Here is a 13,351-nt window from a genome sequence, read left to right as displayed (position 1 = left end):
TGTGTCACCGACGGTGGCAGGCTCAAGGGTGCCAACGAGACCGGAGCCGACCATGCCCCGTACGCCCGTCTACCGGGAGATCATCAGCAACATCCGCACCGCGATCGAGACTGGGCAGCTCAAGCCGGGTGACCGTCTGCCCACGATCGCCGAACTGTGCGAGCAGTACCAGGTGTCACCCACACCCGTGAAGTACGCGATCCGCGTGCTCGAGGAGTCCGGGCTGATCGAGACGTGGCAGGGCCGCGGCATGTACGTCCGCGGGCGAACAGAGAGCACCGGTTAGCCGGTCAACCGGCAAACCGGTGGTCCGGACGAGCGTCCATAGCGTCCGGGCCGTGACCCTCGACCCGCACTCCGGGGTGCCTCTGCACCGGCAGCTCGCGGCCGACCTGCGTACCCGCATCGCTGGCGGGGAGTGGCCGGCCGGCACGCTGCTGCCCGCGCAGGCCCGCATCGGCTACGACTACGGGGTGGGCAAGGCAACCGTGCAGGCAGCCATCACGGCGCTGCGCGCTGAGGGCCTGGTCGACGTGGAGCGGGGTGTGGGGATCCGGGTGCGCGCCCGGGTGGAGCGCCGGTCGGTGGCGGTGCCGCGTGGCGCCCGCATCTCGTCGAGGATGCCGACGGCGGAGGAACGCGCCGAGCACGACATGCCGGAGGGTGTGCCGCTGTTCGTCGTGGTCGTGGGTGGCCGGGAGCGGGGGCGGTACCCGGCCGATCGGGTCGACCTCACCACCTCATGATCGCCGATCTCTGCCGCTCGGCGTAGGTGGCATCGGCGGTCCCGCCATCCGCAATTTGCATTATGTGAATGTGAATGCGTATCAACTTGCGCCAATCCGGCCGCTACTGGCCGGTAGCCTACTCACTGCTGATGCGCCAACTACTCAACTGCGCCAGTATGATCCCCTTCCTGGTCCCGTTGGTGGGATCAGCCGGAGCCACCGGGGGGAGGCTCGCGTGCCACCAACACGCGCCATCATCCACACCATCGTGGCCTGCGTCCTGGTCATCGCCGCAGCAGTGCCCGGCGGCCCCACCCTGGTGCCGGCAGCCCCGCCGGCCGCCACCGACACGGCGGGTGACTGCGACCGCGAGCTGCCATACCCGGCCCCCGCAGCAGACCCGGCGGGCCTCACCGTCAAGCCGCCCTGTCACGCCGACGGTACAAGCGTGCTCGACGGCGTCCTGTCCACCGGTTGGACGGCGCCTGCGGTGTCTCGCCTCGCGCACCTGCGGCCCCGCGCGCACCTGCCCGACGACCACCTGGGCGGCGTCGACACGCGCCCTGCCTGACCGGCCCCCTGCCCGCTCTCACCGCGGGCACGCCGCCGGCACGCCCCGCACCGCCCGAACGGAGCTGACCCAGTGCACACCCGCAACACCGCCTTCGCCACCGCCCTGACCGTTATCGCTGTCGCCGCGTGGCTGGCCATTGCTGTGCTACCCAGCCACTGGCGCGTCACCGCCCTGGCCATAGCTGGTGCCGCCACCGTCGCCGCGATCGTCGTGACCCTGCGCCAGGTCGCCGTCGGCAGCGTCCGCGCCGTCACCACCGCCGTGGCCGCCGCACCCCGCGACGCCTACTACCGGGGATACGGCGACGCCGCCCAGGACGCGTTCAATCCCGAACTCGGCGAGCCCGAGTAGGGCTCGAACCCGCGAGGCCGCTAACCGTAGGGTTGCACCGGTAGGTTGCAGTATCGGAAGTGAACATGATTTGCCATAGTTGGCAATAGCGCTCCTGGCAGGGGGAGGGTGGCGACATGATCAGCCATGTTGCACCTTGAGCGGCCAGACCGATCAACTCGTAATGCGTAGGTCGACGGTTCGATTCCGTCAGGCGGCTCGGTGAAGAAGCCCAGGTCAGAGACCTGGGCTTCGCCGTTTTCAGACATCGACCGCGCCGCCCCCGGTGGTGCCCTCGTCAACGAGCGGACGCGGTGACGGCCTCGCGGACGGCTCGCTCGTACTGGTCGCGGCGGAACACGAAGGGACCGAAGTCCGCGTAGTCGCGCCCGGGGCGGTAGGGCTGGACGAAGCCACGCCACGTCACCACGTCGTCAGCGGCGACCACCTGGGCGTTCAGCGGCCAGCAGCCGACCTCGCCGCAGTCACAACCGAGCAGGGCGATCGTGCCGCTCCCGGCCCGGTGGGCGGAGTCCGGCCGGCCGCTGAGGTAGGTGGTCAGGTCGCCGAAGGCGAAGCGGTCGAGAACGAGCCCGGCGTACTGGCCGGGCACATCGTGACCGGCGGCGTGCTCGTAGCCCGAAACCAGCTCCACCAGGCTCACCTCGTCGACGTACGGCAACAACTCGCGTGCCGGGTCCGGACCGTCGTCCCATGGTCGGATCTCGAAACGCACCTTGCGGATGAGCGGCTGGGGTCGCACGGGGCCAAGTCTGCCCCAGGGTCCCGTACGGCCGCGACGGCGCCGGGCAGCCCGGCCGGCCGGAACGGACGGGCGAGGATGTCGGCCGTGGTCGTTACGCTGCCGCCGTGACCGATCTGACGAGTGGCGTCGGCAAGCTGCCGAGCGCCGAGGACGAGGCCCGCTTCTGGGCGCTCGTCGAGTCCGCCTGGGAGCGGCTCGGCCCCGAGCCTGCCGCGCTGCGCCGGGCGCTGCTGACCCGTGATCCGGAGTCCGACGACGATGACGACGGCCGTTACGCCCTCGACCCGTGGCTCGATCCGTTCCTCGACAGCCTCCGGCAGCTCACCGCCGAACTGTCCAGTGCGGAGCTGACCGACCTGGACCGGGTGGTCGAGCGCAAGCTGCACGACATCGACCGGGCCGACGTGCACGAGGTGACCGACGGCTCCGACGACGGTTTCCTCTACTGCCGCGGCTTCGTCGTCGCTCTCGGGCGCGAGTTCTACGAGGCGGTCAGCGCGAATCCCGCAGTGGCCGTCCCGGACGGGGAGTGCGAGGCCATGTGTTACTTCTTCGCCCGCCTGCACGACAAGCGCTTCGGCGGCTGGCCGGAGACCGGCTCGGGCATCTCCCGGGAGTCCTGCACCAATCCGGCCGGCTGGAGCGCCTGACGCCCGCGCGCCGCTGCCGGGTGTGGGCCCGCGACGACCCGCACACCTACCGTGATCGCCAACCTGAGGAGCCTCATGCAGTACGCGCCCGTCGTCGTCGCCCTGCCGATCGCCGATCGTCCGACCTCGTACCGCTTCTACTCGGAGGGGCTCGGGCTGGAGGCCGTCGGCGAGCCGGCCGAGGACGGCGTTCCCGAGCCCCTGCAGTACGCCCTCAACGACGGTCTCCGCGTCATGCTGGTGCCCACCGGCGGCTTCGGCTGGGTGATCGGCGACCACGAGGTGGCCGGGCGCGGGCAGAGCGAGTGCGTCGTCAGCCTCCCGGCCGCGACGCCGGCCGAGGTCGACGAGCTGGTCGGGCGGGCCCGGGCCGCAGGCGCGCAGGTCGTCGTCGAGCCGGGCCCGCAGCCGTGGGGCTACACGGGCACCTTCGCCGACCCGGACGGCCACCTCTGGACGGTGCTCGCCGAATCGCGCTGACGCCGCCCACCGCGCCGAGCGTGCGCTGCTCGCCGAGTCGCGCCGACGCCACCGAGCCGCGACCGAGCAGGACACGGACGGCCCGGGTCGTGATGACCCGGACCGTCCGTCGACAGGGCAGGCGTACGAGAGATCAGAGGGTGCGGTGCGGGTAGCCGGCGCTGCCGGGCCCCGGGACGACCTCGGTCTCGGTCACCACGTACTCCGTGTCGGGGGTGACGGTGGTGGTCGGCCGGTCGTCGGCGTCGGAGCGGCGCTTGGCGGCCGTGGCGGCTCCGGCCGCTGCCGCCCCGGCCACGGCGGCGCCCGCCGCCACGGCCTTACCGGACACCCCGGCGCTGCCGCTGTCGCCGCGCGTGGCCGCCGCGTGCTCGACGCCCGGGGTGCCGACCCCGACGCCGCTGTCGACCCTGCCGCGCCAGGCGCCGGTCTCGACGCCGCGCTCCTCGATGTACGTCTTGAACTTGCGCAGGTCGGATTCGGCCTGCCGCTCGATGATGTTGAGCTTGTCGCCGGCCTTCTCGACCAGGCCCTCGGGCTCGTACTCCAGGTGCAGCCGGACCATGGTGCGGTCGGGGCCGACGGGCTGGAAGTAGACCGCGCCGGCGTTGGTGACGCCCTCGGTGGCCGCCCAGGCCACCTTCTGGTCGGGCACCTGCTCCAGGACCTTGGCGTCCCACTCGCGCTGGACGCCGGCGATCTCGGCGACCCAGTGCATCCGCCTGTCGTCGAGCTGGCGCACCTCACGCACGCCCCCCATGAAGCGGGGGAACTCCTCGAACTGCGTCCACTGGTTGTACGCGGTGCTGACCGGAACCTGTACTTCGATGGACTTCTCGACCTTCGTGGTCATCGGCAATCCTCCTCGTCAGGTCGAACCGCTCCGTTCGGTGTCAAGAGCCGTCCTCGTCAATCGAACTCCTACCCCCGTCGTGGACGCTCAATCGCCCGACCTGCCGAGGCGCCACTTCGGACAGCGGCGATCCGGGCGATCGGCCGGCGGCGGGCGGAGCGGAACCGGCTGCCGTCCGGGACCGGAAGAGCCGGTCAGTCCGCCTGCTCCGGGAGCCCGCGCAGGCGGGGAACCGGCGAGAAGAGCACCCACAGCACCCCGGCGAGGGCACCCGCCGTCGCGATCCAGAGCGCCGGCCGTACGCCGAGGGTGGTGCCGAGCGCGCCGCCGAGCAGCGCGCCGATCGGCCGGATGCCGTAGTTGACGGTGCGGCGGGCCCCGGCCACCCGGGCCAGCAGCGACTGTGGGGTGAGCGCGGTCTGCACCGAGCCGACCGTGATGTCGAGCAGCATCACCCCGAGGGCGGAGAGGAACTCGGCGGCGAAGAGCATCCCGACCACCAGCGGTGTCGGCCCGCCGGCGAGGGGGACGAGCAACATGGGGGCCGGGAAGAGGACGAATCCGGCCAGCAGCGTCGGTCCGACGCCGAACCGGCGGACGAGCCGGCCTGTCAGCGCCGCGCCGATCAGGCCGCCCACCGCGCTCGCGCCGAGCACCGCGCCCAGCAGGCCGGGCGAGAGGCCGAGATCCTGCGTCACGTAGAGCACGAAGAGCGCGACGAACATGAAGTTGAACAGGTTGACGGTGGTGGTGCCGAGCAGGAGCGCGCGCATCATCGGCATCCGCGCGATGAACCCCAGCCCGGCGCCGAGGGCCAGCCCGCCGCCGCGTTCGGGCGGCGGCTCCGTCGGCCGGATCCGCACCAGGAAGTACGCGGACACGACGTACGACAGGGCGTCGGCGACCAGGGCGATCGGGGCGGTGAGCACCTGCACCAGAACGCCGCCGATGCTCGGCCCGGCCACCAGCGACATCGCCCGGCTGCCGTTGATCAGGGTGTTCGCCTCGACGTAGTCGGGACGCCCGACGACGGAGACGAAGAGTGGTCCCCGTGCGACCTCGAAGATCACGGCGAGCGTGCCGACCGCGAATGCCACCACGTAGAGCTGCGGCATCGTCAACAGGTCCAGCAGGTACGCCACCGGCACGGCGGTGAGCAGCAGTGCCCGCCCGACGTCGGTGAGGATCATGAGGCGGCGCTTGTACGGGTACCGGTCCACCCAGGCGCCGACGAGCAGTGAGAAGAGCAGGTTCGGGGCGAGCGCGGCGGCGGTCAGGTAGCCCATCTCGGCGGGGCTCGCCTGGAACACCAGCACGGCCAGCAGTGGCAGGGCCAGAGTGGAGATCTCGTCGCCGAAGTACGAGACGGTCTGCGCCGACCAGTACCGGCGGAACATCCGCTCGCGCAGCAGCCGGGGCAGCGGCCCGCGCCGGGCGGGACCGCCGGGCGGGACGGCGACCGGAACGTCGGTCGCTTGACCGCTCACCGGTCGCCCTCCCGCTCACCGGGGTCGCGGGCCTCCGCTCCGCTGACCGGAGGCTCTCCGTCACCGCCGCTGCCGGCGCCAACGGTGACCGCGTTGGCGCCGGCCGTCGGGCTGTTGGCGCCGGCCGTCGGGCTGGGGGCGTCGGCGGGGGCACCGGTGGGCGGCGGGTCGGCCAGGACGTCCAGGCGGATGAGGCTGACCTTCCGGCTGCCGGCCGGGCGCTTCGTCGGGTCGACGAGCCGGTCGTCGTACTCGGTGAGCAGGTCGTCGATCCGCGCCCTCAGCGCGGCCATCTCCTCGGCGGTGACGTACACCTGCTGGTCACCGAAGCCGGTGACCGCCCGCCAGGCCGTCGACTCTTCGGCGCGTCGGGCCAGGAACTCCTCGGCCTTGCGCACGTAGAGGGCGAGCTGGACGGCGCTCAGTTCGTCGATGGCCGCCCGGGTCTGCGGGTCGTTCGAGGTGTCGTCCCAGGAGGTGTTCAGGGCGGTGGCCCGCCAGGGCCGCTCGCGGGCGTCGGCGCCGGGTGCCCGCTCGGCGAGCCCGTACTTGGCGAGCTGCCGCAGGTGGAAGGAGCAGTTGGGCACGCTCTCGCCGAGCCGCTCGGCAGCCTGGGTCGCGGTCATCGGACCCTGCTGGCGCAGCAGCCCGATCAGCGCCATCCGCAGCGGGTGCGCGTAGCCCCGTAGGGCCTTGGGATCGGAGAGCTTCACTTCGGGTAACGACATACGCTAAAGCTATCTTTATAAAGAACCCTTTAGCAACACCCCGGCCGCCACCACCCACCCCGGGGAAGGACCGCCCGACACCGCGTCCGCCAGAGTTGATCAGGACGCCGTGGACGTTGAAGGCGCTGGGTAGCGTCCATGGCGTCCTGATCACCAGGGCGCTGCCGCAGCGGGTTTCCGAGGGCTGCCCACGCTGCGGCGGGTGGCCACGCTCGACCGGCAGGCGTCAGCTGTAGATGGTGGCCGCGTACCCCGGGCCGTAGTGGCGTTCCAGGTCGGCCAGGCTCTCCGCCGGGTTCTCGACCTCCTTGATAAGCCGGGCCCGGGACGGCAGCACGTCCGGCTCCCAGCTCTCCGGCTGCCACAGCTGGGAGCGCAGGAACGCCTTGGCGCAGTGGTAGAAGATCTGCTCGATCTCCACCACCAGGGCGAGGACCGGGCGATGCCCCTCGACCACCATCTCGTCGAACCAGGGAGCGTCGCGGACCAGCCAGGCCCGGCCGTTGATCCGCAGGGTGTCGGTGCGCCCGGGGATCAGGAAGATCAACCCGACGTGCGGATTGTCCAGGATGTTGCGGTAGCCGTCGGCGCGCCGGTTGCCCGGCCGCTCCGGGACGGCGATGGTCCGCTCGTCCAGCACCCGGGCGAAGCCCGGCGGGTCGCCCTTCGGCGAGACGTCGCAGCTGCCGTCCGCGCCCGCCGTCGCCATCAGGCAGAACGGCGACGCGGCGAGCCACTCCCGGTCCCGTGGGTGCAGGACGGGCCGCTCCTTGGCGAGCGTCCGTGGCGTCGGCACCCCCAGCAACCCGCGCAGCTCGTCGTGCGAGGTGATCTCCACCGTCACGTGATCCTCCTCCACGCGTTGACCCCGGTGGCGGCGCGCCACCTGCGGCCAGCCTAGGAGAGCGTGACCAGCGCGAGGTTTCCCACCGTGAGGCGGGGGTACCGCCTCAACCGCGCGCCCGGAGAGACCGAGCAGTGGAGGCCTGATGGAGAGCCGACTCAAGGTGCTGGGCCATCCCGTCCACCCGATGCTGGTGATGTTCCCGGTCGCCCTGCTGGTCACCGCAGTCCTGTTCGACCTGGTGGACACCGTGGGCGGGCCGGACTTCCTCGGCGAGGTCGCGTACTGGAACATCACCGTCGGCCTCGTCGGCGGCCTGCTGGCCGCGTTGGCCGGGACGTTCGACCTTCTGGCCATCCCGTCGGCCACCCGCGCGAAGCGGGTGGCGCTGACCCACGCCGCCGCCAACGTGGCGGTGATCCTGCTCTTCGCCGCGGTCTGGGTGGTCCGGCTCAACGCCGACTCGCGGGCCGCCGGCGGCGCGCTGATCGCCATCGAGGTGGTCGCGCTGGCCATCCTCGGCGTGAGCGCGTGGCTGGGCGGCGAACTGGTCGACCGGCTCGGCGTCGGCGTGGACCGGGACGCGGGGCTGGACGCGCCCAGCTCACTGCGTCCCCCGGCGGCCAGCCACCGGATCGGCGAGGCCCGATGAGTGGCCGGGCGGTGGCCGGGAGGACCGTCTTGAGCGAGCGAGTCATCGGCGGAGGGGCGTCATGAGCGAACAGGCCGGCGGGGCCGGGCGGGGCTGGCGTGGTCGACAGCAGGGCTGGGATCCGATGGGCGAACTCCAGTCCCTGCGTTCGGAGCTGCGCCGGCTGGTCGGCGGACGGACCGGGTCGCCGGACGTCGAGCTGACCGAGACCGCCGACGGCTGGGAGGTCGTGGTGCGGCTGCCCGGGGTGGCGCCGGAGGAGGTGGCGGTCGAGCTGGACGACCGTGAGCTCTGCGTCCGGGCCCGCTCGGAGGCCGAGGTCAACGCCGACCACGGCATCCCCGGCGGCTTCGAGACCCGGGGCTTCGAGTACCGGGTCGACCTGCCGTCCCGCGTGGACCCCGACGCCATCGACGCGGTCATGGACCACGGCCTGCTCCGGGTGCGACTGCCCCGGGCCGCCCGGCCCGCGCCGCGCACCATCACCGTCGGCCGCACCGGTCCCCGCCCCACCAACCCCGCCGGGGGTACGCCGAGCGTCGTCGACCCGGCCGCGGACCGGGAGATGCACCGCCCGGACATCGCCCTCGACGAGACCGACCGGCCGTAACGCCGCCCGTGGTCACCCCGGACCTGCTCGGCCCGGCGACCGGGCGCGTGCCCGACGTCGAGCGGATCGCCGTGCTGCGCGCCAACGCGCTCGGCGACTTCATCTTCGTCCTGCCGGCGCTGGAGGCGTTGCGGGCCGCGTACCCGGAGGCGGAGATCGTGCTGCTCGGCGCGCCGTGGCACGCGAAGCTCTGGCGCGACCGGCCCGGGCCCGTGGACCGCGTGCTGGTGGTGCCGCCCGTGCCGGGGATCCGTGGCCCCGATCCGGGCGAGCCGGAGCCGGCGCTGGACGACTTCCTCGCCGCCGCCCGCCAGGAACGCTTCGACCTGGCGTTGCAGCTGCACGGCGGCGGCGCCAACTCCAATCCGTTCGTCGCCGCCCTCGGCGCGCGGGTCACCGCCGGGCTGCGCGCCGAGGACGCGCCGCCGCTGGACCGCTGGATCCGGTACGTCTACTACCAGCACGAGGTGATCCGCTACCTGGAGGTGGCGGGCCTGGTCGGCGCGGACGCCACCACGATCGTCCCGACGCTGGCCGTGACCGACGCCGACCGGGCCGAGGCGGCCGAGGTGCTCGGCCCGGCGCGGCGGCCGAGGGTGGCGCTGCATCCCGGCGCCACGGACACCCGCCGGCGCTGGCCCGCCGACCGCTTCGCCGAGGTGGCCCGCGAGCTGGTCGGCGACGGGTACGAGGTGCTGGTCACCGGCACCCCCGCCGAACAGGACGTGGTGGACCGGGTGGTCGCGGCGGCCGGGGTGCCGGTGCGGCCACAGGTGGGCACGCTCAGCCTCGGCGGGCTGGCCGGCTGCTACGCCGGTTGCGAGCTGGTGGTCTCCAACGACACCGGGCCCCTGCACCTGGCCGCCGCCGTGGGTACCGCCACCGTGGGCATCTACTGGGTCGGCAACCTGATCACGGTCGCGAACCTGCTGCGCGGCCGGCACCGGCCGATCAGCTCGTGGACGGTGCTCTGCCCGGTCTGCGGGGTGGACTGCACCCCCGGCATCTACCCGCACCGCCCCGGCGACGGCGAGTGCCCCCACCGGGACTCCTTCGTCACCGACGTGCCGGTGGTCGAGGTCGTGGAGGCGGCCCGGGAACTGCTCCGCCCGCAGCCCGGAGCACCCTGAGCGGCCCGTCGGAGACGGGTCGCCCGGCTGGTACGACCGGTGACCGGCTGTGCCGCAGGTCAGCCGTGGAAGTCGGCGTTCACGGAGACCTCCGCGAAGCGGCCGGCAGCCAGACTCTCGCGGGTGATCGTGTAGTAGACGGTGGCGTAGTCGGTCTCGAAGTCGTCGCCGACCTTCTCCTCGTTCAGGAAGAACTCGGCCAGCAGCACCTCTCCCCTCTCCTCGTTGACGGGAACGCCAAGGCCACCGGTGTTCGACAGCCCGTGACCACCGAGGACGATTACTTCGTCGCCGTCGTGCTCGTCGCCGAGGCTCCACACGATGCTCCGGTAGTCGGGCTCGTCGTCGCGGTCGCCCCAGGTGTAGCCGGGAGTGACGGAAGGGCGCTCGGGCAGGCTCCAGTTCGGCGTGGCGTGCAGGGGGAAACGGTCGTACGGGTCCCAGCCGGAGGGCGGCTCCGCCTCGGCGACCGCCGCGCCGGCCGGCACGTGGATCACCTGACCGGTGTAGGTGGGCATTTCCGGCGTCACGAAGAACACCAGGGTGCCGTCGCTGGGCAGGTCGAGGTCGAGCGCGCCGTCGGGGAGCGCGGCGAGGTCGATCGAGGCCAGGTGGACGGTGTCGTCCGGCCAGGCCACCGAGGCGGGCAGCGAGGGCGTGCCGCCGAAGTGCCCGACCACCGGGCCGCTGCCGTCCTTCTCCAGATAGAGGCAGGGGCGCGCGAGGCGCAGCCACCAGTCGATGGCGTCGTCGGGCATTCCCTTCTTCTGGGCAACGGCGCGGAACGCTTCCAGTTCATTCACGGACCGCATTGTGGCAAGGGGGTGAGACAACCGAGGACCGGCACTCACACCCGCTGAGGCGCGTCCTCGTCGGCGAGCACGACCTCCCACGCCTCCACCTCGCGGTCGGTGACCGTGGTCGGCGACTCCAGGTGGTACGCGCCGCTGGGCAGCACGCCGGCGCCGCCGAAGCGCGCCAGCACGGCGAGCTGCGCGGCGACGTCCTCGCCCTGGTGCTTCTCGTCCACCCGACGCCAGAAGTCGAAGCCACCGGCGTCGAGCAGCTTCGCCCGGTCGTAGAGCACGCAGCCGCCGACCCAGGACACCTTGTACGCCCGCCAGGCACCCGCCGGCAGGTCCAGCTTCCGGGTGACGTGCAGCAGGTTCGCCGCCGAGTGGATCGACGCCCGCTCCCACTCCGGGGTGCCGGGGCGGATCCGCTCCGGGGTGGGCGGGCCGTCCCACTCCTCGTAGTGCCGGTGCGTCTCCGGCCGGACGTCCTCGGCGTACGACAGCCCGTGCACCGCGTTGCCGACGAAGCCGCAGCCCAGCTCCCCGATGGCGGTGACCAGCCGGCGCAGCGTGCCCGGCTCCAGCCAGACGTCGTCGTCGAGGCAGAGCACGTACCGGGCGGCGGACGCGGCCAGCAGGTAAGCCCGGTGCTCGGCCAGCCCGCGCCGGGGCAGCCGGCGGGTCAGCAGCACCGGGTGCCCCCGGTGGCGCAGCGCCCGGACCATGGTGGCCGCCGCCGGGTGCCGGTACGCGGCGTCGCCGTCGGACTGGTCGCTGACCAGCACCCCGAAGCCGGGTACGCCCTCCTGGGCGGCCAACCCGGAGAGGGTGACCGCCAGTTCGGCGGGGCGGTTGCGGGTCGGGATCAGCACGTCGAGCAGGCGTCGCGCGCGGAACCCGTCGGCCGTGCCGGGGTCGAGCGGGCGGTTCACGACGGTTCGGGAGTCAGGGAGGTGTCCTCCTGCGGCTCATGGCCGTGCGCCCGGATCCGGTCGATGATCGCCGAGGTGGACCGGTCCGGTACGTAACCGAGGGTGCGTACCTGCCCGCCGAGCCGGCGCACCAGCGGCGCCTCCGGCACCATCTCCGGCGGGTAGTCGCCGCCCTTGACGTACACGTCGGGGCGGACCGCCTCGATCAGCTCCGTCGGGGAGTCCTCCTCGAAGACCACCACATGGTCGACGCAGGCCAGCGCGGTGAGCAGGGCGATCCGGTCCTCGACCGGGTTCACCGGCCGGTCCGGGCCCTTCAGCCGGCGTACGCTGCCGTCGGAGTTGACCGCCACCACCAGCAGGTCGCCGAGCGCGCGGGCCTGCTCCAGGTAGCGCACGTGGCCCCGGTGCAGCACGTCGAAGCAGCCGTTGGTGAAGACGACTGAGCGGCCCGCCCGGCGGTGCTCCGCGATGACGGCGGCCAACCCGTCGGTGTCGACCAGCGCCCGGTGGCCCGCCCGCTCGACCGGTGCGTCCAGCGCGACGAGCAGGTCGTCGCGGCGGCACACGCAGGTGCCGGTGTCCGAGACGGTGATGGTGGCGGCGAGCTGGGCCAGTTGGGCGGCGGTGGGCAGCGGCGCGTCCGCGGCGAGCGCCAGCGTCATCGCCGCCAGGTACGCGTCGCCCGCCCCGACCGCGTGGCTGGCCGGCACCGGGGTGCTGTGGCTGCGCCGGGGCTCGCCGTCCGCCCCGCCGACCACCGCGCCGTCGGTGTCCAGGGTCACCGCCACCACGTCCGCGCCGGTGTGCGCGCGCAGCTCGGCGAGGCGGGACTCGGCGAGCACGGCCCGGTCGACGCCCTCGCCGGCCGTGGCGTTCACGGTGACGCCGGTGCCGGTCACGGTGAGCCCGTCGCCGGTCATCGCCACCCGACCCTCGCCGGCCGACGGCTCGCCGGTCGGGTTCGTCGGGCCGGGACGGTGGGCGGCGTGGTGCGCCCCGGCGCCGCCCGGGGAGACGCCCACCGTCAGCTCGGAGGGTCCGTCGGCCCGGTCGCCGTCGGGGTGGTCCAGGTGCAGCCCGGCGTGGGGCGCCGGCCGGGCTCCGCCGGCCCGGGCGAGCAGCCGGGTCGCCTCGGCGAAGCTGGGGGTCACCACGGTCGGGGCGAGACCGCGCCAGTCGGCCAGGTCGTGGGCGTCCAGCGCGACCGTGGCGTACCGCTCCCGGTTGGTCACCAGCCAGGCGCGGACGGCGGCGGGCAGCGCGCCCAGGCCGTAGTCGCAGACCACCAGGGTGGGCGCCTCGCCACCGGCGGCGCGTAGCTCCTCGGTGGCGCAGTCCAGCGCGGTGAGCAGCCGCGTCACCCCGTCGTCGTCGAGCGCGTCGTCGGCGTCGCCGGAGTCCTCCCGCAGCAGGATCTGGTTGCCCGCCAGCATGCGCCGCTTCACCGGCGTCGGCCGGCCGTGCTGGGCGACCGTACGGTCCCAGACGCCGGCCCGGTCCAGACAGTCGTGCAGTTCGTCGCCGGCCACGTCCGCGCCGACCGGTGCCACCAGCACCGCCCGGCCCCCGAGCGCGGCGACGTTGACGGCCGTGTTCGCCGCCCCGCCGGCTGCGGAGATCCGCCGGCGCAGCGTGAGGACCGGGGCGGGCGCCTCCCGGCAGAGCCGGTCGGAGTCGGCGAAGCGCCACTCGTCGAGCATGGCGTCACCGACGACCAGGACGGTACGACCCAGCCAGCCCTCCACCACCGCGGCGAGCCGGCGCTGTTCCGCTGCTCCTCCTGCCATGCC

Annotated in this window: 16 protein-coding genes and 1 pseudogene; 9 read left to right on the top strand and 8 right to left on the bottom strand. The window is 73.2% G+C overall.

The annotated features are described in order from the left end of the window. The first annotated feature begins 52 nt into the window (after positions 1-52). The 4 genes from ACGFIG_RS09170 (at position 53) to ACGFIG_RS09155 (ending at position 1,653) form a co-directional block, all read left to right on the top strand. On the top strand, positions 53-286 hold the full coding sequence (locus ACGFIG_RS09170) for a winged helix-turn-helix domain-containing protein (protein ID WP_393000792.1): 234 nt from the start codon (positions 53-55) through the stop codon (positions 284-286). Positions 287-338: 52 nt separating this feature from the next. Beyond that, positions 339-746 (top strand): GntR family transcriptional regulator, encoded by a 408-nt coding sequence (locus tag ACGFIG_RS09165; protein ID WP_393000790.1) that lies wholly within the window; start codon positions 339-341, stop codon positions 744-746. Positions 747-963: 217 nt separating this feature from the next. Beyond that, on the top strand, positions 964-1,299 hold the full coding sequence (locus ACGFIG_RS09160) for a hypothetical protein (RefSeq protein WP_393000788.1): 336 nt from the start codon (positions 964-966) through the stop codon (positions 1,297-1,299). Between the two features lie 72 nt (positions 1,300-1,371). After that, positions 1,372-1,653 carry a hypothetical protein gene (locus ACGFIG_RS09155; RefSeq protein ID WP_393000786.1) on the top strand — a complete coding sequence of 94 codons (282 nt, stop codon included), beginning with the start codon at positions 1,372-1,374 and terminating at the stop codon, positions 1,651-1,653. 277 nt (positions 1,654-1,930) lie between these two features. On the opposite strand, the gene ACGFIG_RS09150 is transcribed toward ACGFIG_RS09155, so the two are convergent. Beyond that, positions 1,931-2,395, bottom strand: coding sequence for a hypothetical protein (locus tag ACGFIG_RS09150; RefSeq protein ID WP_393000784.1), 465 nt, complete (start codon positions 2,393-2,395; stop codon positions 1,931-1,933). A 107-nt stretch (positions 2,396-2,502) separates the two neighbouring features. Here ACGFIG_RS09150 and ACGFIG_RS09145 point away from each other — a divergent pair, with 107 nt between their 5' ends. Then, positions 2,503-3,048 (top strand): DUF4240 domain-containing protein, encoded by a 546-nt coding sequence (locus ACGFIG_RS09145; RefSeq protein WP_393000782.1) that lies wholly within the window; start codon positions 2,503-2,505, stop codon positions 3,046-3,048. A gap of 75 nt (positions 3,049-3,123) precedes the next feature. Further along, positions 3,124-3,528, top strand: coding sequence for a VOC family protein (locus ACGFIG_RS09140; RefSeq protein WP_393000780.1), 405 nt, complete (start codon positions 3,124-3,126; stop codon positions 3,526-3,528). Positions 3,529-3,931: 403 nt separating this feature from the next. Here ACGFIG_RS09140 and ACGFIG_RS09135 read toward each other — a convergent pair. The 4 genes and pseudogenes from ACGFIG_RS09135 to ACGFIG_RS09120 form a co-directional block, all read right to left on the bottom strand. Then, positions 3,932-4,381 (bottom strand): annotated as a pseudogene (locus ACGFIG_RS09135) (SRPBCC family protein); the annotation flags it as partial. 194 nt (positions 4,382-4,575) lie between these two features. Beyond that, entirely contained in the window at positions 4,576-5,778 is a 1,203-nt protein-coding gene (locus tag ACGFIG_RS09130; protein ID WP_393001397.1) for an MFS transporter, read from the bottom strand. Positions 5,779-5,864: 86 nt separating this feature from the next. Further along, entirely contained in the window at positions 5,865-6,596 is a 732-nt protein-coding gene (locus ACGFIG_RS09125; protein WP_393000778.1) for a winged helix-turn-helix domain-containing protein, read from the bottom strand. Between the two features lie 226 nt (positions 6,597-6,822). After that, a complete protein-coding gene (locus ACGFIG_RS09120; protein ID WP_393000776.1) occupies positions 6,823-7,440 on the bottom strand; it encodes a pyridoxamine 5'-phosphate oxidase family protein in 618 nt (205 codons plus the stop codon). 145 nt (positions 7,441-7,585) lie between these two features. On the opposite strand from ACGFIG_RS09120, the gene ACGFIG_RS09115 reads away from it, so the two are divergent. From ACGFIG_RS09115 to ACGFIG_RS09105, 3 genes are all read left to right on the top strand, one after another. Further along, the gene (locus ACGFIG_RS09115; RefSeq protein ID WP_393000774.1) at positions 7,586-8,092 is read left to right on the top strand and encodes a DUF2231 domain-containing protein; all 507 of its coding nucleotides are present in this window, start codon (positions 7,586-7,588) and stop codon (positions 8,090-8,092) included. A gap of 61 nt (positions 8,093-8,153) precedes the next feature. Continuing rightward, entirely contained in the window at positions 8,154-8,702 is a 549-nt protein-coding gene (locus ACGFIG_RS09110; protein WP_393000772.1) for an Hsp20/alpha crystallin family protein, read from the top strand. A gap of 8 nt (positions 8,703-8,710) precedes the next feature. Beyond that, a complete protein-coding gene (locus tag ACGFIG_RS09105) occupies positions 8,711-9,832 on the top strand; it encodes a glycosyltransferase family 9 protein (protein WP_393000770.1) in 1,122 nt (373 codons plus the stop codon). Positions 9,833-9,891: 59 nt separating this feature from the next. Here the strand turns inward: ACGFIG_RS09105 and ACGFIG_RS09100 are convergent, their stop codons facing one another. From ACGFIG_RS09100 to rfaE2, 3 genes are read right to left on the bottom strand one after another with little or no spacing between them, the layout of a single operon-like run. Next, entirely contained in the window at positions 9,892-10,635 is a 744-nt protein-coding gene (locus ACGFIG_RS09100; protein ID WP_393000768.1) for a DUF1963 domain-containing protein, read from the bottom strand. 44 nt (positions 10,636-10,679) lie between these two features. Beyond that, positions 10,680-11,558: a glycosyltransferase family 2 protein gene (locus ACGFIG_RS09095; RefSeq protein ID WP_393000766.1), complete on the bottom strand. Its 879-nt coding sequence runs from the start codon at positions 11,556-11,558 to the stop codon at positions 10,680-10,682. Further along, complete coding sequence (gene rfaE2 / locus ACGFIG_RS09090; RefSeq protein WP_393000764.1) at positions 11,555-13,348, bottom strand: D-glycero-beta-D-manno-heptose 1-phosphate adenylyltransferase; 1,794 nt, start codon at positions 13,346-13,348, stop codon at positions 11,555-11,557. The genes ACGFIG_RS09095 and rfaE2 overlap by 4 nt, the downstream gene beginning before the upstream one ends. Positions 13,349-13,351 lie beyond the last annotated feature (3 nt).

This window comes from Micromonospora sp. NPDC049048, from assembly GCF_043197615.1.
GTDB lineage: Bacteria > Actinomycetota > Actinomycetes > Mycobacteriales > Micromonosporaceae > Micromonospora.
Note: the sequence above shows the minus strand (reverse complement) of the source record. Positions and strands in the feature narration are given on the sequence as shown.